Genomic DNA, 21731 nt, shown 5'->3' with positions numbered 1-21731 from the left:
AAACTAAAAACGATATTTTTGTAGGTATGAAAAAAATAGTATTAGCCTTGTCGGTTTTGGGTTTATTAGCTTGTAAACAAGAACAAACCTCACTTAAGTTTTTAAATGAATACGTAGTAAAAGATTCTTTACAGATTGATAATACCGTAATAGGAGGGATTTCAGGAATCGACTATTACAATAATCAATATTACATGGTTGTTGACGATGCTGCAAATCCGAGGATTTTAGTAGGAGATATTACTGTTAAAAATGACTCGATTCAATCAGTAAGTTTTGAAAAAGTTATTGTAGTTGATACTGTTAGTCAGTTTACTAAAAGTCATGTGTTAGATTTAGAATCTATTTTTATACAAGACGGAATCATTAATCTAACAAGTGAAGGCTCAATTCAGTATAAAAAAGATCCGAGTATTTTTCACATAGACACAAAAGGAAGCTTTATTAATGAGGTAGCTATACCCAATTATTTTAAGGCTGCTTCAGAAGCAAAACCTAAACATAATGGTGTTTTTGAAGGTTCATCAAAAAGTATTGACGATAAAGGTTTTTGGGTAGCAATGGAAGCTCCGTTAGGAGCAGATGGGGAAGAACCAACATTTCATGAAACACAATCACCAGTCAGAATCACTTATTACGATAAGAATACAAATGAAGCAATTAAGCAATTTGCGTATCAATTAGAAAAGATTGATAAACCTGCAAAGGGAAATGTGAATTTAAATGGAGTAACTGCAATTTTAGAATATAAAAAAGATCATTTTTTTATCATCGAAAGAATTTATCAAAGTGGTTATGGAAGTCATGGAAATGTAGTCAGAATTTTTAAAGCTACGATTGATGATACTTCAACAAATACGTTAGTTATAGAATCATTGAAAGAAGAAAAATATACACCATTAAAAAAAGAGTTATTGCTAGATTTTAGCACTGTTGAAAATCAACTAACAGACGGAATCATAGACAATATTGAAGCAATTACTTTTGGTCCAATATTGCAAAACGGAAATAAATCGTTAATTCTAGCTTCAGATGATAACTTTCAGGTGTATGGTAAGCAATTGAATCAGTTTTTATTGATAGAAATTGAACAGAAATAAATAAATTAGCTACCCCTAATTTTCATACATGATAAGTACATTAAAAAGTAAATCTATTCAAAAAGAATACGATAAGTTAGTAGTTAAACAAAGCAAAAAAGCACATAAGAGTTCTCAAGTTAAAAAAGTGGCGATTTTGTTAGATAATGAAGCTTTAGTTAATGTTGTATTGGCAAATTTAGCAAACAATTTTCCGTTTAAAAAAGAAGATGTATCGGTATTGGTATTTAGAGAATATTCTAAAAAAGATGAGCCATCACCACAATTTTTTACTGAAAAAGATTTAGGGTTTAAAGCGAGTTTAAAATCCGACAATTTGAAAGATTTCGTTAAAAATGATTACGACTTACTTATAAACTATACAAAAGCCACCAACTTATTAACGAATGTAATAACTTTGTTGTCGCAAGCAGATTTTAAAGCTGGTTTTGCTGAAATTGATGACAGATTATACGATATTGTTGTGTCTGATGAAGGTTTTAATGAAGCGGTTTTGAATCAAGAATTAAAAAAATATCTAACGATTTTAAATAAAATATAATGCAAAAGTTTGTAGGAACAGGAGTAGCTTTGGTAACTCCTTTTAACGAAGATTTAAGTGTAGATTTTGATGCACTTAGAAAGTTAGTAAACTATAATATTGAAAACGGTACAAACTATTTAGTAATAAATGGAACTACTGGAGAAAGTGCAACCATTACTAAGGAGGAGAAATTAGAAATAATAAAGGTTGTAATAGAAGAAAACAATGGTCGTTTACCTTTAGTTTTGGGAGTTGGAGGAAACAACACGCAGACAGTTGTTGAAGAATTACAAACGTTAGATTTAACTGGTATTGATGGAATTTTATCGGTAGCACCATATTATAGCAAGCCAACTCAAGAAGGTTTTTATCAGCATTACAAAGCAGTTTCTTTAGCAAGTCCGTTGCCAATTATTTTATACAATGTTCCTGGTAGAACTGCAAAAAATATGGAGCCAGCAACTACCTTACGATTGGCAAGAGATTTTGAAAATATTGTAGCAGTAAAAGAAGCAGGAAATAATCAACAACAGTATTATGAACTGTTAAAAGATAAACCAGAAGATTTCTTAATAATTTCTGGTGATGATGATTTAGCAGTAGGTGTAGCTTTAGCAGGAGGATCTGGAGTTATTTCTGTAATCGGACAAGCGTTACCAAAAGAATTTTCTAAAATGATTCAGTTAGGATTAGAAGGAAAAGCTAAAGAAGCGTATGAAATACATTATAAATTAATGGAGGTCGTAAACTTAATTTTTGCAGAAAACAATCCAGCAGGAATCAAAGCAGTATTACAAAAATTAGGAATTTGTTTAGATGAAGTGCGTTTACCTTTAGTAAAAGCATCAGAAGAATTACAAACTGAAATTTCAGATTTTATAGACAAGATGTAATTTATCTAAATAAAAATTAAAAATACAAAAGACTACAATTTCGTTATTGTGGTCTTTTTTTAGCATCTTTGTATAAAGAGTAATTTTTAAAGTAGAAAATATGTTATCAAAAGTAATAGAGAAAGCATTAAACGATCAAATTAAAGTAGAAGCAGAATCTTCACAAATATATTTAGCAATGGCATGTTGGGCAGAAGTTCAAGGTTTTGAAGGTGTTGCACAGTTTATGTATGCACATTCAGATGAAGAGCGTATGCATATGCTAAAATTAGTAAAGTTTGTAAACGAGCGAGGAGGGCATGCCCATGTTTCAGAATTAAAAGAACCACCAGCAAAATTTGGATCTTTTAAAGATATGTTTCAAACATTATTTGATCATGAGGTAATGGTATCACAATCAATTAACGATTTAGTACATATCACTTTACAGGAAAAAGACTATGCAACTCATAATTTCTTACAGTGGTATGTGTCTGAGCAAATAGAAGAAGAGGCTTTAGCACGTAATATATTAGATAAAATTAACTTAATTGGAGACGATAAAGGAGGTTTGTATTTGTTTGATAACGACGTGAAGCAGATTGTAGCACAATCAGCCGATGCAGCACAGCAATAAGATTAACAAACATTTAGTAACTTTTTTGAAAAATTATAACAGATTTTATAGTTTCTTGTAAAACTCTATTTTTAGAGTAAAAAAATCGTTTTAATAATCCATATTTAATCACTAATTTTGCCAGATGCAAAAAATGAAAAATCTAGCGTATATTGTCGTGATGCTTTTAGTACTAACTTCATGTGGAGAGTACCAAAAAGTATTAAACAAAGGAACTGTAGAAGATCAATACAAGATGGCTGTGAAAATGTACGAAGCACAAAAGTACGGAAAAGCCTTACGATTGTTTGAAAAAATTGTACCTTCATATAGAGGAAAACCTCAAATGGAGCGTATCCAATTTATGATAGCGCAATCTAATTTTAATGAGAAAAACTACAGTTTAGCTGGTTATTATTTTAATAGATTTACTGGGAATTACCCAAAAAGTTCTAAGAAAGAAGAAGCCGCTTTTTTATCAGCGTTAAGCTATTATAAAGCAGCTCCTAGCTTTAGTTTAGATCCAACAGATACAAACAAAGCTTTAGAGTCTTTTCAGAAGTTTATTGATGCCTATCCTGATTCAGACAAGCAAGAAGAGGCAAATAAATATTACACTGAATTACGCTCTAAATTAGAAAAGAAATATTTCGAAATAGCAAAAACATATTATAGAACTGCAGATTATGATTCTAGAAATTATAAAGCAGCTATTGTTGCATTTGATAATTTGTTAGAAGATTATTTAGGAACCAAGTATAAAGAAGAAGCTTTATACTATCGTTTAAAAGCAGCTCATGATTTTGCAATGAAGAGTACGCAACGTAGAAAAGCAGAAAGAATAAAAGAAGCAGTCAAAGCGTACGATAAGCTTAAAAGAAATTTCCCTGAATCTAAATTCATGGAAGAATCAAACGAAATGTTAGCAACATTAAACAAAGAACAAGAACAATTAGTTAAAGGTTAAAAAATGGATTATAAAGAAACGAAAGCGCCGTTAAGTACTATAACTTATGACAAAGAGGCTATTGAAGCTCCAACGCATAATATCTACGAAGCTATTTCTATTATAGCAAAGAGAGCTACACAAATTAATTCTGATTTAAAAAAGGAATTAGTAGATAAGCTAGATGAGTTTGCTACTTATAATGATAGTTTAGAAGAAGTTTTCGAAAACAAAGAGCAAATAGAGGTTTCTAAATTTTACGAGCGTTTACCAAAACCACATGCTATTGCAGTAGAAGAGTGGTTAAATGGTAAAGTTTATTATAGAACTCCAGAGACAAAATAATATGTCTGTACTAAGCGGTAAAAAAGTTTTACTTGGTGTTACCGCCGGTATAGCGGCATACAAAACAGCGAACTTAGTTCGCTTATTTATAAAATCAGGCGCAGAAGTCAAAGTAATTATGACTCCTGCGTCTAAAGATTTTATAACACCTCTTACACTTTCCACCTTATCAAAAAATCCAGTTCATTCTACTTTTTATGATAAAGAAGATGAAAATGAATTGTGGAATAATCATGTAGATTTAGGGTTATGGGCAGATTTAATGTTAATTGCCCCAGCTACAGCAAATACCTTGTCTAAAATGACAAATGGTACATGTGATAATTTATTATTAGCAACCTATTTGTCAGCAAAATGCCCAGTGTATTTTGCACCTGCGATGGACTTAGATATGTATCAACATCCATCAACAAAAACTAGTTTAGAAAGTTTACAAAGTTTTGGAAATATATTAATTCCTGCTACTTCTGGTGAATTAGCAAGTGGATTGGTTGGTGAAGGTCGTATGGCAGAACCTGAAGATATTGTCGATTTTATAGAAAAGGACATTGTGTCTAAATTACCACTTCGCGGAAAAAAAATATTGATTACAGCAGGACCAACCTATGAAGCGATAGATCCTGTACGTTTTATTGGAAACCACTCTTCTGGTAAAATGGGATTTGAAATTGCTAAAACAGCTGCTAATTTAGGAGCAGAAGTGTTTTTAATAGCAGGTCCATCACATCAACAAGTAAATCATTCATTTATTCATAGAGTTGATGTAAAGTCGGCGCAAGATATGTATGACGCTTGTCATCAATATTATGCTGATGTAGATGTAGCAGTATTATCTGCTGCAGTTGCCGATTACAGACCAAAAAATGTGGCAACTCAAAAAATAAAAAAGAAGGAAGCAGGGTTAAGTATTGAGTTAGAACCAACTAAAGATATTTTAAAATCTCTAGGAGAAATTAAGAAAAAACAGTTGTTAGTTGGGTTTGCATTAGAAACGAACGATGAGGTACAAAACGCAAAAAGTAAGCTTACACGCAAAAATTTAGATTTTATTGTATTAAATTCGTTACGTGATGCAGGTGCCGGTTTTGCAACCGACACTAATAAAATTACAATTATTGATGCTGATTTGAACGAAAAATCATTCGATTTAAAATCGAAAAAAGAAGTGTCAAAAGATATCGTTAACGAAATAATACAAAAATTAAATGCGTAAGTTTTTCTTTATAGTTTTTCTTTTTTCAATTGTTTTTTCATCTCATTCGCAAGAATTGAATGCTACTGTAATTATCAATTCAGATAAAGTACAAAGTAGTAATAAACAAGTGTATCAAACCTTGCAAAAGGCGTTAACAGAGTTTATCAACGATAAACAATGGACGAACCGAAACTTTAAACAGCAAGAGCGCATAAACTGTGCATTTAACATTATTATAAACGAGCAAAACGGAAGTAACTTTTCAGGTACTTTACAAGTGCAGTCTACACGACCAGTTTATAATTCAACTTATGCAACGCCAGTTTTAAATATTAACGATACGAATTTTAATTTCCGTTACAACGAATTTGATCCGCTAATTTATAACCCAACAGTTTACGAATCTAATTTAATTTCTATGATAGCTTTTTATGCGTATGCTATTATAGGATTAGATGCTGATACTTTTGCCTTAAAAGGAGGAGAAACTTATTTAAAGCAAGCAGAAAGTATTATGCTATTAGCGCAATCTAGTGGTGAATCGGGTTGGCAAAACGAAGTAGGAAAACAAAACCGTTTTGCTTTGATAGATAATTTGTTATCGTCAAAGTTTAGTACGCTACGCAATATTTATTATAATTATCACCGTAATGGGTTTGACAATTTAGCTGACGATAAAAGTTCTGCAAAAGAAGCTATAGAAAAGAGTGTTTTAGATTTGGATAAACTATTCAATATTGCTATAGGAAACTACATGATTCGTGTTTTTTTAGATGCAAAAGGAGATGAAATCGTAAATGTTTTTTCTGATGGAATTCCTTCTAAAAATCAATCACAAATGCTAGCTGTTCTTAATAGAATTGCCCCGACCTATAAAAGTAGGTGGAAAAATATTAAGTAAAATGAAGTTTAGAAAAATAGTTTTATTTTTAGTTCTAATCTTGATTATAATATTTGTTACGGTAAAAGGAATAGTATTTGATGGAGACTTAACAAAGTTTGACCATGTATTACTACTAATTATTTTCTTGTTTTTAATATTTAAAGAGAAAGTTTATAAACTGTTGAAAATTCGCTAGACTTCATTAGTTTTTGGTTGATATAATTCAATCAAAATCCTTACTTTTATTCCTTTTAAAGAATAAAATTTGTTAACACACTTATCCATACAAAACTACGCGCTAATCAATCAATTATCGATTGACTTTACAAAAGGTTTATCTATCATTACTGGTGAAACCGGAGCTGGAAAATCTATTTTATTAGGAGCTTTGGGTTTAGTGATGGGTAACCGTGCTGATTTATCATCTTTAAAAGACACTGAAAAAAAATGTGTAATTGAAGCACAATTTTCATTAGAAGGTCATGACTTACAAGAACTGTTTGGAGAGTTAGATGTAGATTATGAAGTAGAGACAATCGTTCGAAGAGAAATTTTACCTTCAGGAAAATCACGCGCTTTTGTAAACGATACACCAGTTACCTTATCGGTACTTTCTGCTTTAAAAACGAAACTGATAGATATTCATTCACAGCATCAAACTTTACAGTTATCAGATGTAAATTTTCAGTTTTCAGTAATTGATGCCTTGGCAAAGAATCAAGCAAAAATAGCTTCTTATAAAAGAGGATTAAAAGCCTACAGTAAATTAAAAAAAGAGCTAAAAGCACTTCACGAAGAAACTGAAAAATCAAAAGAGCAATACGAGTATAATTTACATTTGTTTAATGAGCTTGAAGAAGCAAAATTACAAGTAGGAGAACAAGAAGTTTTAGAAGAGAAGCTTGATAAATTAAATAATATTGAAGAAATAAAATTGAATTTATCGGAGGCTCTAGGGCTGTCAATAAATGAAGAAATTGGTATTCAAACCTTATTACTTTCCTTAGAAAATAAGCTGCAGAAAATAAGCTCATATTCAAAAGAATATGAAGAATTAGCCAATAGAGTAACGAGTGTTAAAATTGAGTTAGACGATGTAGTTACAGAATTGGAGAGCGCCAACGAAGAAGTAGAGTTCAACCCAAATGAAATAGAAGAATTGAACGATAGGTTACAGTTAATCTACAATCTTCAAAAGAAACACTCTGTAGCAACGATAACGGAGTTACAAGAAATTTACGAGTCGTTATCGGAAAAAGTAGCACAGGTTGAAGATGCTGGAGGATTGATAGCGAAAAAAGAAGCAGAAATAAAAGAAGTTGCTCAGAAGTTAGATGAAGTAGCAAACATGATTACTACATCGAGAAATAAGGTTATTCCAAAGTTGAAAAAAGAACTAGAATACCTTTTATCAGAATTAGGAATGCCCAATGCTCGTTTTGCAATTGAATTGCAACCTTCTGAAGAATATTTATCTAACGGAAAGGATGCTTTAGAGTTTTTATTCTCTGCTAATAAAGGCGGAAATTTTGGAGAGTTAAAAAAGGTAGCATCAGGAGGAGAATTATCGCGAATTATGTTATCTATCAAAAAAATATTATCAGAAAACATACAATTACCAACCATCATTTTTGATGAAATAGATACAGGAGTTTCTGGTGAAGTATCTAATAAAATAGCAAAAATAATGCAAGATATGGGAGCCAATATGCAGGTAATAACAATTACACATTTACCGCAAATTGCCTCAAAAGGTGTACAGCATTACAAAGTATTTAAAGGAGAAGAAGCAGGAGTTACTACTTCAAATTTAAAATTGTTATCAGAAAATGAACGAATTAGAGAAATAGCTGAAATGTTAAGTGGAAAAGACATTTCTGAAAGTGCTTTAACTCATGCAAAAGAATTATTAAATTAAGAGTATATTTGCTTTTAGAACAAACGACGATAGACTAAAATATTTTAAATATGTATAATTTATTAAAAGGAAAAAAAGGAATTATTTTTGGAGCATTAGATGAAAATTCTATTGCATGGAAAGTTGCTGAACGTGCTCACGAAGAAGGAGCAGAATTTGTGTTAACCAACGCGCCAATTGCAATGCGTATGGGAGGAATCAAAGATTTAGCAGCAAAAACCGGTTCAGAAATTATTCCTGCTGACGCTACTTCTATGGACGATTTAAACAATTTAGTTGAAAAGTCTATGGAAATTTTAGGAGGTAAAATTGATTTCGTTTTACATTCAATCGGAATGTCAGTAAACGTACGTAAAGGAAAACACTATACAGATTCTAACTACGATTTTACAACAAAAGGATGGGACGTTTCTGCAGTATCTTTTCATAAAGTAATGAATGTTTTATACAACAAACAAGCTATGAACGAGTGGGGAAGCATTGTTGCGTTAACCTATATGGCAGCACAACGTGTATTCCCAGATTATAACGATATGGCTGATAACAAAGCGTATTTAGAAAGTATTGCTCGTAGCTTCGGATACTTCTTTGGAAGAGATCATAAAGTACGTGTAAATACCATTTCTCAATCACCAACACCAACAACAGCAGGTCAAGGAGTAAAAGGTTTTGACGGATTTATTTCATATGCTGAAAAAATGTCTCCATTAGGAAATGCGACAGCGTTAGAATGTGCAGATTACACAATTTCGTTATTCTCAGATTTAACGAAGAAAGTAACCTTACAAAACTTATTCCATGACGGAGGTTTCTCTAACATGGGAGTTAGTGATTCAGTAATGGAAAGATTTATAGAAGAGTAAGATCTTTATTGAAATAGAATATAGATAAAATGCAAATCGTTAGATTTGCATTTTTTATTGATAGCTACAAAATGAACAATATTTTACAGATAGAAAAGGAGTTAGCACCGTTAAGACAACAATTAAAAGAGCACGAGTTGTACAATTCGTTACAACATATTGACGATGTAAAACTATTTATGGAATCACATGTATTTGCTGTATGGGATTTTATGTCGTTGTTAAAAGCTTTGCAACGAGAGCTTACTTGCGTAACCTTACCTTGGTTACCTGCTGTAAATACCAAAACAGCTCGTTTTATCAATGAAATTGTATTAGGTGAGGAAACAGACATAAATGAGTTAGGAGAGCCTAAAAGTCACTTTGAAATGTATATTGATGCGATGCGTCAAGCAGGAGCTAGTACAATTCAAATTTCAAATTTTATTTCAGATATTATTGACGGAAAGCCTGTTGAACTTGCACTAGAAGGTTTTTCTATTATTGAAGAAGTTAAAGACTTTGTAAATTTCTCTTTTGAGGTAATCAAAACAGGACAACCACATATTATCGCATCTAGTTTTACCTTTGGAAGAGAAGATGTGATTCCTGATATGTTTTTAGAAATTGTAAAAAATACAGAAGAGAAAGAAGGAAGTTCTTACAGTAAACTTACATATTATCTGAACAGACATATAGAGTTAGATGGTGATGAACACGGACCGTTATCGTTACAAATGATAGAAGAGTTGTGTGGTGAAGATCAACAAAAGTGGGATGATGTATTATATTATGCTAAAGAATCATTACAAAAAAGAATACAACTTTGGGATGGAATTGCTAAACAAATTAATCAAACAGTGTTAGCATAATGAATTTACAGTTTTCAATAATAGTACCTGTTTATAATCGTCCTCAAGAAATTGATGAGTTGTTAGATAGTCTAACAAAACAAGAGTTAAAAGACGATTTTGAGGTATTAATTGTTGAAGATGGTTCAGAAAATTCATCTGAAGAAATTGTAAAAAAATATACGGCTCAACTCAATTTAAACTATTTTTATAAAGAGAATAGTGGAGCAGGAGCGAGTCGTAATTATGGAATGAAAAGAGCATCTGGAAACTACTTCATTATTCTCGATTCTGATGTAATTGTTCCATCACAATATCTTTCCGAAGTAAAAAAAGCATTACAAGAAAATTATACCGATGCTTTTGGTGGTCCAGATGCGGCACACTCTAGTTTCACCTCTTTACAAAAAGCTATTAATTATTCGATGACTTCGGTATTGACAACTGGAGGAATTAGAGGGAAGAAAAAGTCGGTAGGGAAATTTCAACCTAGAAGTTTTAATTTGGGTTTATCAAAAGTTGCTTTTGAAAAAACAAAAGGTTTTTCAAAGATGAAGGCAGGAGAAGATATTGACTTGACTTTTCGTTTGTGGGAAAATGGTTTTGAAACGCAACTAATAGATAAAGCTTTTGTATATCACAAACGCAGAAGTACCGTTAAACAGTTTTTTAAGCAAACTTTTGCTTTTGGTACAGCAAGACCTATTTTAAACAAAAAACATCCTGAAACAGCAAAATTAACCTATTGGTTTCCGAGTTTGTTTATTATCGGGATTGATTTTTCGATTATAGTAGCATTTTTTGGGTGTTGGCAGTTGTTAATTTTTTATGGATTTTATTTTACCTGTATTTTTTTAGATTCTCTTCTACAAAATAAAAACCTAAAAGTAGCTTTGTTAAGTGTTGTTACAACGATAACTCAATTTTATGGTTACGGGTTAGGTTTTTTAGAATCTAGGTTTCTAAAAGTATAAAATAAGTATGGAAGAAGAATCAAGAAGCAACTCTAATGAAGGAATAAAAATAACCTATTTATTAGGAGCGGGAGCAAGTTACAATTCAGTTCCTATTTGGAATAAGCAAGCTCTTTCTATGGAATGGGTAGCTGAGTTTATTGAAAGTCGTATTAAGTATATCCAATATCAAGATGATGCAGAACAACGTCATAAAGAGTTAGTGGAGAATAATATTATTAATGATATTGTTTTTAATTTAAAGAAGTATTCTAAAAAGGCCCAAGAGTTTGGAACTCTAGATATTTATGCTAGGAATTTATATTTGTTAGAAAATTTTGAGGAGCTGAATTATCTAAAATATCATTTAAGTATCTATTTTGATATTTGGGAACATTTTGTTGGAGATAGAAATTTGTTGACTGATACTGTCAAGTATTCAAAAATAGACAAAAGATACTACAGTTTGTTATCTGTTCTCTTAGATAGAGGTAAAAATCATCCAGAAGTTAAGAAGGGTGTTTCATTTTTAAGTTGGAATTATGATTTACAGTTAGAAATGGCTTATAAATCTTTCATGAGGGATTCAGAAAAACAAACGATAGAAAATGTTAATGAGAGTTTACCTTTTTTTGAAGAAGAAGAGAAAAGAAAGATTATTCATTTGAATGGGTTTAGAGGTGCGTTTAAATATGATGACACCATATATTCTAATGTTGATAAAGAATATTGGGGGTGTTTAGAAGATTACTTATTGGGCATTTTAAGAAATAAAGATGATTTTAATAGTAGTGGGGTAAATAGATTTAATATTGATTATCAGAATAACATAAAGTATGCTTGGGAGGAAAATTCTAAGACAAGACAGGAATCTATTGAAATTTTAAAAAGTACTGATATATTGATTATAATAGGATATTCTTTTCCATCATATAATAGAGAAATTGATAGTGAATTATTAAAAGCTTTTGAAGAGTCTTCAAGCGGAAAAGAAAAAAAAATAGTTTATCAAAACCCTACAGATAATACAGAATTATTAGAATCTATTTTAAAATATTCTAAGCCAGAGCATTATAAAAACGTTTCTCAGTTTTATATTCCACAAGATTTTTTATTTAGAATAGAAAAAAAAGAAATAACTTTTGGATAGTATTTAAAAATAAAAGCTCCCAATTTCTTGAGAGCTTTCATAAGTTATAACATGTTAAGAATTATTTCTCTGGATTTAAAATACCTAAGATATATCCGTTAGTTAAATATTTCTTAGCTATTTTTTGAATATCTTTTGTAGTTAAAGAGTTTACACTTTTTTCAAAAGAAGCTACTTCTGAAGCATCATTATTTTGATAATCCACATTTTTAATAGTACTTAACCAAAAACGATTCTTTTTAAGGTCTTCTTTGTAGTCAGCAATCATTCCTTTTTGAGCTTTCATTAAATCTTCTTTAGTTGGCCCATTTTTAACCACAGAAGCAACTTCAGCAACAGAAATGTTCTTTAACTTTTCAACATTTTCAGGAGCACAAGGATATGAAATTGTAAAGTTATACCAACCGTAAGGCATTTTGTTTAAACTACCACGAGCACCAGCAGAATAAACACCACCTTCTTGCTCACGTAGTTTCTCAATTAACTTAATTCCTACTACTTCTCCTAAAACTTTAAAGGCTAAGGCATCTTTTTTATTGTAATTCGCTTCTCCTTGGTAAGTAATACGAACATTACTTTTAGGATCTTTTCCTTTTTCTACCACCTTAGTGTGAGAACCTGATAAAGGTCTAAAATCAGTAACTTTATACTTTTCGTTTGAATTTTTTCCTGGCAAACCAGCAATATATTTAGTAGCGTATTCAGCAAGTTTCTTTTCATCAACGTTTCCAACAAAATAGAAGTTGAAGTCTCCTGCATCTGCAAAACGCTCTTGGTATTTTTGATAAGCTAAGTTGTAATCAGCAGCTTCATATTTTTCAGGAGAAGGAAAACCAGTATAACGAGGATCTTTTCCATAAGTAAATTCACTCATTTCTTTTTGGAAGAAGAAATTAGGGCTAGCTAATAAGTTTCCTAAGAAGCTTTTTTGTTTGTTTACATAAGAACCAAATGCTTTTTCATCTTTATTTAAAGAGGTAAAGTATAAGTGTACCATTTGGAATAACTCTTCTAAATCTTTAGGAGTAGCAGTACCTCTAAATCCTTCACTTAAACTAGAAATGTAAGGAGAAACACGAACGATTTTACCAGACATCATTTTAGATAAATCTGTCTTAGAGAAACCGTTAATACCTGCTTCTGAAAGTCCGCTATTAGCAAAAGCAGTAGCTTTTAACTCTTCATCAGAATATAATGAAGTTCCACCGAAACTAAATGCTTCAAATAAGATTTCATCATTTTTAAAATCAGTTTTCTTATAAGTAACTTTAGCGCCATTGCTTAAAATCATGGTTTTGGTCCCTAAGTCTTTATTTTCAGTAACCTTTGTAATAGCACCAGGTATTGGTTGCTTGGTAATTAAAGAAGCAGCAACAGCTTTATCTTCATAAGGTTTTAATTCTTTAGTTTTAACGTTGTTTAAAGCGTCTAAAACTTGTTGCTCGGTAACTACTTTTTTAGGTCCAGTAATTACTACAACACGGTTATCGTCATGCAAATAATTTTTAATAAGGTTATTTACTTCTTCTAATTTTACAGAAGGTAATAACGTTTGGTGTGCTTGGTACTCCCATTCAATACCAGGAATTGGCTCTTGCTCTAAGAAATTATTTACATATTGACTAATAATTCTGTTAGATTCTCTTTTGTCTTTATCCTTAAAAGCTTTTTCCATACGAGCACTAACGTTCATTTTTGCACGATCTAATTCTCCTTGTTGAAAACCGTATCTTTTAACACGTTCACTTTCATCTAATAAAGCTTGTAACCCTTTTAATTGACCATCGGCACTTACACTTGCTCTTGATTGATAAGCTTCTTTACCACGAGCCCAGGTTCCACCATGGTAACTGAATCCGTAAACAAAAGGAGGATTTTCACTATTACGTAATTCATCTAAACGATTATTAATCATTTGAGCAAATAGAGACTGAACAATAGAATTTCTGTAATCAGCAACAGTTGTTTCAGGTTTTGCTTCATCGTAATCTTTGTACATTAATTGTACACTTGCAAAAGGAGCTTCCTTATCAGCTTCAATAGCAATAAAAGTTTCTTTATGATTTTTTAATGGAGCAACTTCTCTTTTACGAGGATTTTTAACCGCGGGTATTTTATTAAAATGTGATTTGATTTTTTCTTCTAATATCTCAACACTTACATCACCAACAGCAACCACAGCCATTAAATCTGGGCGGTACCAATCTTTGTGAAAGCGACGAATACTTTCATGTTTAAAGTTTTCTATATTTTCTTTAGTACCGATAGGTAACCTTTCGGCATATTTAGAACCATGCATTACTTTTGGTAAGTATTTTTCTAACATACGGCTGTCAGCTCCTCTACGAGAACGGTATTCTTCTAAAACAACACCACGTTCTTCATCAATGTCTTTTCCTTCTAATAAGGCTCCATGTGCCCAATCTTCAAGAATTTGAAAACCTTTTTCAAGTTTTTCCTTATCATCACTTGGAATCGGTAAAATGTATACAGTTTCATCAAAACCTGTATATGCATTTAAGTGGGCACCAAATTTTACTCCAATTGATTGTAGGTAATCTACCAACTCATTCTTTTTAAAGTTTTTGGTACCATTAAAGTTCATGTGTTCCATGAAGTGAGCTAACCCTAATTGGTCATCATCTTCTAAGATTGAACCTGCATTTACAACTAATCGTAGCTCTACTTTATTGGCTGGTTTAGGGTTTTGTTTGATGTAATAGGTCATTCCGTTTGACAGTTTTCCTATCTTAACTGAAGAATCAGTCGGAATGTTCATAGCAGTTACTTTTTCTTTTTTGTTTAGCTTTTGTTGTGTTTCTTTTAAAGCTTGACTATACCCCGTGGATATAATGAAGGCCAGGGATAGTCCTAATACGACTTTTTTCATAGTGAATGAATTTTTAATTTGAGAGCAATTTACATGGAATTATTAATAAACTAAAGAATTAGTTATTTAAATTGTGTTAAAATAAAAAAGCTCCCAATTTTTTGAGAGCTTTTATAATAGTTAGATGATTTCTTTAATAGTTTCTGGTGGACGACCAATAACAGCTTTGTAGCCATTAATTACAATTGGTCGCTCTATTAATTTCGGATTCTCTACCATAGCTTTTATAATTTCAGTATCCGATAATTCTTTTCCTTTAAAGTTATCTTTCCAAATTTGCTCATTTTTACGAACTAATTGAATAGGAGAGATACCTAATAAATTGATAATATCTTTTAATTCTCCTTCAGAAGGAGTATTGTCTAAGTATTTTACAACTTCAAATTCTTTTGCAGAGTTCTCTACGATTTCTAACCCCTGACGAGATTTAGAACAACGTGGATTGTGGTATATTTTTATCATTTTAATGAGTTTTATAGTTTTAATCTTCTTTTTGTCCCATCATCATTAAATAAGCTTTTAAAAAAGGATTGATATTTCCATCCATAACCGCATCAACATTTCCTGTTTCATGAGCAGTTCGGACATCTTTTACCAATTTATAAGGGTGCATTACATAGTTACGAATTTGACTTCCCCATTCATTTTTCATTTTGTTAGCTTCAATTTCATCTCGGGCAGCCAATCGTTTTTGTAATTCAATTTCGTATAACTGAGATTTTAACATCTGTAAAGCTGTAGCTCTGTTATCGTGTTGCGAACGAGAATTTGAACACTGAATTTGAATTCCCGTAGGCTTATGTACTAATTGAACCTTAGTTTCAACTTTATTTACATTCTGTCCTCCAGCTCCACTAGAACGAGCGGTGGTTATTTCAATATCAGCTGGATTTACCTCAATTTCGATAGAATCATCAGCTACAGGGTACACGTACACAGAAGCAAAAGAAGTGTGACGTTTAGCATTACTATCAAAGGGAGAAATACGGACCAAACGATGCACGCCATTTTCACCTTTTAACCATCCAAAGGCATAATCACCTTCAAATTCTAAAGTAACTGTTTTTATACCAGCAACATCCCCTTCTTGGTAGTTTAAGGTTTTTATTTTATAACCTTGTTTTTCTGCCCACATGGTATACATACGAGTAAGCATTTCTGCCCAGTCACAACTTTCTGTTCCTCCAGCACCTGCCGTTATTTGAATAGTAGCACTTAAGCTGTCACCTTCTTCAGAAAGCATGTTTTTAAACTCAATATCTTCTAAAAAAGAAGCTACTTTTTCATATTGTTCCTCAACTTCACTATCCTCAACATCTCCTTCCTTATAAAAGTCATACAATACTGCTAAGTCGTCATTCATGCTTACAACAGCATTGTAATCTTCTACCCATTTCTTTTTAAAACGGAGTGACTTCATAACAGTTTCGGCCTCTTTTGGATTGTTCCAAAAATCAGGGTTAGCTGTTTTTTCTTCTTCATTTGAAATTTCAATTAACTTCTTGTCAATTTCTAAATATCCTTTTAACTTGCCAATTCGTTCAGCGATATTTTTAAGCTGTTCGTGTGTAATCATAAATGCAAAAATACATTTTAAAAATCGTAGTTAGAAATGGAAATAAACTTAATAAGTGACACGGTAACAAAACCAACCAAAGGTATGTTAGAGGCAATGATGAGTGCTAAAGTGGGAGATGATGTTTTTAAAGCCGACCCAACAGTTAATTTGTTACAAGAAAGAGTAGCTGATATGTTTGGAATGGAAGCAGCGTTATTCTTTCCTTCAGGAACAATGGCAAACCAAACTGCGATAAAAATTCATACACAGCCAGGAGATAGAATGTTTTGTGATAAGTGGGCACATGTGTATAACTATGAAGGCGGAGGAGCTGCGTTTAATGCTGGAGTAACATCTTGTTTGATTGATGGAGATAGAGGAATGTTTACAGCTGAACAGTTAGGTAGTTTAGTTGGAGGTAGAAATGATATCCATACTCCGTATAGTAGGTTAGTTTGTGTTGAAAATACAACGAATAAAGGAGGTGGTGCTTGTTGGGATTTTGAAGAATTGCAAAAGATTCAAAAAGTAGCTAAAGCAAATGATTTGGCATATCATTTAGATGGAGCACGTTTATTTAATGCTTTGGTAGCAAAAAATGAAACTCCAAAACAATATGGAGAGTTATTTGATACAATTTCAATTTGTTTGTCAAAAGGATTAGGAGCTCCTGTAGGATCTGCATTAGTGGGTAGTAAAGCTCATATTGAAAAAGCATTACGTGTACGTAAGTTATTTGGTGGAGGAATGCGTCAAGCAGGTTTTTTAGCAGCAGCGGGAATTTATGCTTTAGATAATCAAGTGGAACGTTTAGCTGAGGATCATAAGAAAGCAAAAGAAATAGGGGCTGTTTTAGAAAAATGTTCTTACGTAGTAAAAGTAGAACCTATTGAAACGAATATTGTTATTTTTTATGTAGAAGATTCAATAAACCCAGATGACTTTATGAAAAAGATGGCAGAAAGAGGTGTATTACTAATTTCAATGGGGGAAGGAAAAATCCGTATTGTAACACATTTAGATTATACTGATATAATGCACGAAAAGTTATTACAAGAGTTGAAATCGTATTAAAACTAAAAAAGAGGTTGTAGAAACAACCTCTTTTTTAGTTTAATTTAATTCTTCAAGTTTAGCTAACTCTTTGTAGTTTTTATTTAATTTACGTAATAGAATACCATATAGTAATTGGTAAAAGCACCATAAAATTATCACCATAATAATTAATACTACTATAGTAATAATTATAGAAACTAAAATTTGTTTAGAGTTAAATTCTGGATGAGTTTTAAGTGTTGCAATAGAAACAATAACTCCAAAAATAAATACATACAATAAGTTAAATAAAACATAGTACTTTACAGTTTTTCTTGTTTTAATAATCTTGTCCATTAGAGTCTTTGTTGAGTCGACTACAGATATACTTTTATAGTTCAAATAAAACTTAATTAAAAAATAAAATAATATTGGATAAAGAACAAATTGCGAATAAAACATGAAGTTATATAGTCCAAGTTGTCGGTATTCGTTGTATGCTTCTTCCATATCAACAACAAAATATAAAGAATTCAATAAAACAAATTCTAAAATTCCAATAATAAAAATCCATTTTACTATTGATGATGACTTGGAATGTGCCATCTTATATATATCAACCTTAGAAACTTTGTGTGTTTCTTCTGGTTGATTTTCCCAAGCTTTTTTATATTTATCTAAATCCATTAACTTATGGGTTTAATACTTTTTTTAATTTATCCTTTGCTCTATTCATTTTTACTCGAGCATTTACCTCACTAATACCTAAAGTATCTGAAATTTCTCTGTAAGATTTATCTTCCAAATACAAAAAGATGAGTGCTTTATCAATATCATTTAATTTACGTATTGCACTGTACAGTGCTTTTAATTGTAACTCTTCTGTGTCATCATAATCCTCTGCTTTAATTTTAAATGAATATTCTGTGATATCTTGTGTTTGTATTGTTCTAGTTGATTTACGATATAAAGAAATTGCAGTGTTAAGTGCTACACGATACATCCATGTACTAAATTTTGCATCTCCTCTAAATTTGCTGTAATTTTTCCATAGTTGAATAGTAATTTCTTGAAACAAATCATTATGAGCATCTTGGTTAGTAGTGTAAATTCTACATACCTTATGTACAATGTTTTGATTGGCTTCGAAATCGTCTAAAAATTTATTTTCTAGTTCTTTTTCCACAAAGTTTGATAAAGTTGATATGTTATAGGTAGCTTAAAAATACAAATTGTTACAACTCATCCTAAAAAAAATACAATTCAGTTTGTTTTTGTTTTTAAAAGCTGATTTCTAATAGAGATTTGTACAAGAATTAACCATAAAATAATAACATGAAATTTTTAACACACATTTTAATAGCAATAATATTGTTTACAGTCGAAACAATTTCTGCTCAAAAACACAACGTCACAACTACAGTTATTAACGCAACATCTGATGCAGGGAGTATTAAATATGCGTTATATACCAAAGAGAATTTTAGGAAAGAGCCAGTACAAGCAAAAGAAGCTAAGATTAAGGAAGGAAAAAGCACTGTAGTATTTGAAAATATACCTGCAGGTGAGTATGCAATTATTTGTTTTCATGATGCAAACAATAATAACAGAATGGATTTTGAACCTAGTGGAATGCCTTTAGAAGATTATGGAGCATCGAATAATAGTTTATCTCGTTTTGGTCCTCCACGATATGAAGAGGCTAGGTTTTTAGTTACAGATAAAGATGTATCTTTCGAAATAAAATTTTAATATTATATGAAACCCTCATCAAAAAAAATGTTTAAGAACTTTAAAAATGATGTTTGGCTTTGCTTAAAACTTACGATTGTTTTCGGTATAGTTTTTACGTTAATAAATCAAGCATTTACTTTAAAAGAAGCAGGGTTGGTGTTTTTATTTTCAGGAATGTATTCATTTATTCTCGGGCTAGGGAATGGTGTAATTAATGATTATTTAAGTGCTAAGTGGGATTGGGTTACACAAACCAATCAGCGAGTTTGGTGGGGTATTATTGCAACAGTAATTTATACAATTGTAGCAGTTTTAGGAATACATTACATTCAATATTTTGTAATCTTTTCAAACAAAGTAGAAAACTTTTTTACAGGACAATTTCTATGGATGCATCTATTTGCTATTATACTTTCTTTAGGAATTGCAGCTTTTTTTCATGCAAAAGGTTTCATTGTAAATTGGAAGAAATCTATAAAACAAGAAACCACCCAGCATGAAATAGTAGCAAAAACAGAAACGGCAAAGTTTGAAACTTTAAAAAGCCAGATAGATCCACACTTTTTATTCAATAGTTTAAATGTGTTGACCTCTTTAATTAGTGAAAATCCGAAACAAGCAGAAAAGTTTACAACAAAACTATCAAAGGTATATCGCTATGTATTGGAGCAACGAAATAAAGAGCTAGTACCAATTCAAGAGGAATTACAATTTGCTAAAACTTATATGGAATTATTGCAAATGCGTTTTGAAGAGGCAGTAAAGTTTACAATACCTGAAGAAGTAAGTAACTCTGAGTTAAAGATAGTTCCGTTGTCGCTTCAGTTACTACTTGAAAATGCTGTGAAACACAATGTGGTTTCGGCTTCAAAACCACTAGAGATAAGCATTTTTGAAGAAGATGGTTTTCTAAAAATTCAAAATAATATCAATCCGAAAGAAGCTATAGGTAAAAGTACAAAAGTAGGATTAAGAAACATAGCAGATCGTTACGGATTAATAACCGATAGAAACGTTCAAATAATTAATAATAACAAAACATTTACAGTGTGTTTACCACTGTTAATTAATATAAAAAATAGTATTATGGATACAAAAAGTCTAGAAAATAGTAATTACGTAAAAGCAGTAGAAAGAGTAGAGAAACTAAAAGAATTTTATCAAAATTTAGTTTCGTACTTTATAGTTATCCCTTTTTTAATATTTATAAATCTTAAAACGTATTCAAGATTTCAATGGTTTTGGTTTCCGATGATAGGTTGGGGTATAGGATTAGTTTTTCACTACTTAGAAGTAAATAACTACAATTTATTTTTAGGGAAAAACTGGGAAGAGCGTAAGATTAAAGAATTAATGGAGGAAGAAGAAAAATACAAATAAGGTGGAAAGAGATTATACATTAGAATACAAATACGCCAAAGCAAAGAAAAAGGTAGAAAAAATAAAAGGGTTATACATTCATCTTATAGTAACCGTATTAATTATACCAGTTTTGATTTTTATAAACTTAAAGTTTGTACGTAGTTATCATTGGTTTTATTATCCAACTATAGGAATGTTTTTAGGTTTATTTTTTCATTGGTTTGGTGTTTTCGGAATGGGAAAAATAGGTTTAGGTAAAGACTGGGAAGAAAAAAAGATAAACGAATATCTTAAAAAACAAGATTAGTATGAAAAGAGATTATTCAGAAGAACAAAAATATCTATTAGCTAAAAAGAGAGTAGATAAAATAAAAGGTTTTTATACTCATTTGTTGGTTTATGTAGCTGTAAATATCTTCATATCTATAGTAATTATTGTAGGTTTGATGAAAGATGACAATTATACTTTTGTTGAAGCAATTAGTAATTTTGGAGTGTATGCTACTTGGCTGTTTTGGGGAATAGGAATGGTTTTTCATTGGTTAGGAGTATTCGGAACAAAATCTTTCTTTAGTAAAGATTGGGAAGAACAAAAAATTCAAGAATATTTAGAAGAATTAAAAAAAAAAGAAAATGGAAGTTTTAAATAAAGAGGAAAAATACATAAAGGCTAAAGAAAGAGTAGAAGAAATAAAAAAGTTCTACAAGCATTTAGCGATTTATATACTAATAAACTTATTTTTTATTGGAAGGAGAATATATAAAGATATTGTTTACCGAGATGAATCCATATTAGATGCTTTCTTAGATGTAAATAATTATAATTTGTTCTTTTGGTGGGGAGTTGTAGTATTTATACACGGATTTAGTGTTTTGAGCAGAGACAAGCTATTTTCAAAAAAGTGGGAAGAGCGAAAAGTTAAAGAATATATGAATCAATAATTACTGAGAATAAAAC

24 protein-coding genes are annotated in these 21731 nt (G+C 31.0%); 19 read left to right on the top strand and 5 right to left on the bottom strand.

Annotated features, from left to right (window positions below):
* The first annotated feature begins 26 nt into the window (after positions 1 to 26).
* From N534_RS14780 to N534_RS0111580, 13 genes are all read left to right on the top strand, one after another.
* Positions 27 to 1100: an esterase-like activity of phytase family protein gene (locus N534_RS14780; protein ID WP_038006015.1), complete on the top strand. Its 1074-nt coding sequence runs from the start codon at positions 27 to 29 to the stop codon at positions 1098 to 1100.
* Positions 1101 to 1128: 28 nt separating this feature from the next.
* On the top strand, positions 1129 to 1641 hold the full coding sequence (locus N534_RS15130; RefSeq protein WP_051435916.1) for a hypothetical protein: 513 nt from the start codon (positions 1129 to 1131) through the stop codon (positions 1639 to 1641).
* Complete coding sequence (gene dapA / locus N534_RS0111630) at positions 1641 to 2516, top strand: 4-hydroxy-tetrahydrodipicolinate synthase (protein WP_028892656.1); 876 nt, start codon at positions 1641 to 1643, stop codon at positions 2514 to 2516. The genes N534_RS15130 and dapA overlap by 1 nt, the downstream gene beginning before the upstream one ends.
* 100 nt (positions 2517 to 2616) lie before the next feature.
* Positions 2617 to 3132 carry a ferritin gene (locus N534_RS0111625; RefSeq protein ID WP_028892655.1) on the top strand — a complete coding sequence of 172 codons (516 nt, stop codon included), beginning with the start codon at positions 2617 to 2619 and terminating at the stop codon, positions 3130 to 3132.
* A gap of 133 nt (positions 3133 to 3265) precedes the next feature.
* Entirely contained in the window at positions 3266 to 4078 is an 813-nt protein-coding gene (locus tag N534_RS0111620; RefSeq protein ID WP_231517325.1) for an outer membrane protein assembly factor BamD, read from the top strand.
* A 3-nt stretch (positions 4079 to 4081) separates the two neighbouring features.
* Positions 4082 to 4402 (top strand): DNA-directed RNA polymerase subunit omega, encoded by a 321-nt coding sequence (locus tag N534_RS0111615; protein ID WP_028892653.1) that lies wholly within the window; start codon positions 4082 to 4084, stop codon positions 4400 to 4402.
* 1 nt (position 4403) lies between these two features.
* Positions 4404 to 5615, top strand: a complete 1212-nt coding sequence (gene coaBC, locus N534_RS0111610; RefSeq protein WP_028892652.1) for a bifunctional phosphopantothenoylcysteine decarboxylase/phosphopantothenate--cysteine ligase CoaBC — start codon at positions 4404 to 4406, stop codon at positions 5613 to 5615.
* Entirely contained in the window at positions 5608 to 6498 is an 891-nt protein-coding gene (locus tag N534_RS0111605; RefSeq protein WP_028892651.1) for a DUF4835 family protein, read from the top strand. Before coaBC ends, N534_RS0111605 begins: the two co-directional genes overlap by 8 nt.
* Before the next feature lie 247 nt (positions 6499 to 6745).
* Positions 6746 to 8398, top strand: coding sequence for a DNA repair protein RecN (recN, locus tag N534_RS0111600; RefSeq protein WP_028892650.1), 1653 nt, complete (start codon positions 6746 to 6748; stop codon positions 8396 to 8398).
* A gap of 50 nt (positions 8399 to 8448) precedes the next feature.
* A complete protein-coding gene (locus N534_RS0111595; RefSeq protein WP_028892649.1) occupies positions 8449 to 9261 on the top strand; it encodes an enoyl-ACP reductase in 813 nt (270 codons plus the stop codon).
* Between the two features lie 71 nt (positions 9262 to 9332).
* On the top strand, positions 9333 to 10112 hold the full coding sequence (locus tag N534_RS0111590) for a DUF3050 domain-containing protein (RefSeq protein WP_028892648.1): 780 nt from the start codon (positions 9333 to 9335) through the stop codon (positions 10110 to 10112).
* Positions 10112 to 11065, top strand: a complete 954-nt coding sequence (locus N534_RS0111585) for a glycosyltransferase family 2 protein (RefSeq protein WP_028892647.1) — start codon at positions 10112 to 10114, stop codon at positions 11063 to 11065. The genes N534_RS0111590 and N534_RS0111585 overlap by 1 nt, the downstream gene beginning before the upstream one ends.
* 7 nt (positions 11066 to 11072) lie before the next feature.
* Complete coding sequence (locus tag N534_RS0111580) at positions 11073 to 12194, top strand: hypothetical protein (RefSeq protein ID WP_028892646.1); 1122 nt, start codon at positions 11073 to 11075, stop codon at positions 12192 to 12194.
* A 61-nt stretch (positions 12195 to 12255) separates the two neighbouring features.
* Here N534_RS0111580 and N534_RS0111575 read toward each other — a convergent pair whose 3' ends face one another.
* The 3 genes from N534_RS0111575 to prfB form a co-directional block, all read right to left on the bottom strand.
* A complete protein-coding gene (locus N534_RS0111575) occupies positions 12256 to 15084 on the bottom strand; it encodes a pitrilysin family protein (protein WP_028892645.1) in 2829 nt (942 codons plus the stop codon).
* 120 nt (positions 15085 to 15204) lie between these two features.
* Positions 15205 to 15546: an arsenate reductase (glutaredoxin) gene (gene arsC, locus N534_RS0111570; protein ID WP_028892644.1), complete on the bottom strand. Its 342-nt coding sequence runs from the start codon at positions 15544 to 15546 to the stop codon at positions 15205 to 15207.
* Positions 15547 to 15565: 19 nt separating this feature from the next.
* A complete protein-coding gene (gene prfB / locus N534_RS0111565; RefSeq protein WP_028892643.1) occupies positions 15566 to 16660 on the bottom strand; it encodes a peptide chain release factor 2 in 1095 nt (364 codons plus the stop codon).
* Positions 16661 to 16696: 36 nt separating this feature from the next.
* Between prfB and N534_RS0111560 the strand changes: the two genes are divergently transcribed.
* On the top strand, positions 16697 to 17716 hold the full coding sequence (locus N534_RS0111560) for a low specificity L-threonine aldolase (RefSeq protein WP_028892642.1): 1020 nt from the start codon (positions 16697 to 16699) through the stop codon (positions 17714 to 17716).
* A gap of 39 nt (positions 17717 to 17755) precedes the next feature.
* Here N534_RS0111560 and N534_RS0111555 read toward each other — a convergent pair whose 3' ends face one another.
* Both N534_RS0111555 and N534_RS0111550 read right to left on the bottom strand, forming a co-directional pair.
* The gene (locus N534_RS0111555) at positions 17756 to 18364 is read right to left on the bottom strand and encodes a hypothetical protein (RefSeq protein ID WP_028892641.1); all 609 of its coding nucleotides are present in this window, start codon (positions 18362 to 18364) and stop codon (positions 17756 to 17758) included.
* Positions 18365 to 18368: 4 nt separating this feature from the next.
* Entirely contained in the window at positions 18369 to 18863 is a 495-nt protein-coding gene (locus N534_RS0111550; RefSeq protein WP_028892640.1) for an RNA polymerase sigma factor, read from the bottom strand.
* A 149-nt stretch (positions 18864 to 19012) separates the two neighbouring features.
* Here N534_RS0111550 and N534_RS0111545 point away from each other — a divergent pair, with 149 nt between their 5' ends.
* Genes N534_RS0111545 through N534_RS0111525 form a run of 5 tightly spaced genes read left to right on the top strand, consistent with a single transcriptional unit; the run spans position 19013 to position 21715 of the window.
* On the top strand, positions 19013 to 19429 hold the full coding sequence (locus N534_RS0111545) for a DUF2141 domain-containing protein (protein ID WP_028892639.1): 417 nt from the start codon (positions 19013 to 19015) through the stop codon (positions 19427 to 19429).
* Between the two features lie 27 nt (positions 19430 to 19456).
* Entirely contained in the window at positions 19457 to 20791 is a 1335-nt protein-coding gene (locus N534_RS0111540) for a 2TM domain-containing protein (protein WP_231517324.1), read from the top strand.
* Position 20792: 1 nt separating this feature from the next.
* Positions 20793 to 21080 carry a 2TM domain-containing protein gene (locus N534_RS0111535; RefSeq protein ID WP_028892637.1) on the top strand — a complete coding sequence of 96 codons (288 nt, stop codon included), beginning with the start codon at positions 20793 to 20795 and terminating at the stop codon, positions 21078 to 21080.
* Between the two features lies 1 nt (position 21081).
* Entirely contained in the window at positions 21082 to 21423 is a 342-nt protein-coding gene (locus N534_RS0111530; protein WP_028892636.1) for a 2TM domain-containing protein, read from the top strand.
* Positions 21407 to 21715 (top strand): 2TM domain-containing protein, encoded by a 309-nt coding sequence (locus N534_RS0111525; protein WP_028892635.1) that lies wholly within the window; start codon positions 21407 to 21409, stop codon positions 21713 to 21715. The genes N534_RS0111530 and N534_RS0111525 overlap by 17 nt, the downstream gene beginning before the upstream one ends.
* Positions 21716 to 21731 lie beyond the last annotated feature (16 nt).

Origin of the sequence: Tenacibaculum sp. 47A_GOM-205m (assembly GCF_000518405.1) — a bacterium.
In the GTDB taxonomy this organism is placed as follows: Bacteria; Bacteroidota; Bacteroidia; order Flavobacteriales; family Flavobacteriaceae; genus Polaribacter; species Polaribacter lutimaris.
The sequence above is the reverse complement of the archived record's forward strand: the minus strand, read 5'-3'. Positions and strand labels throughout refer to the sequence as shown.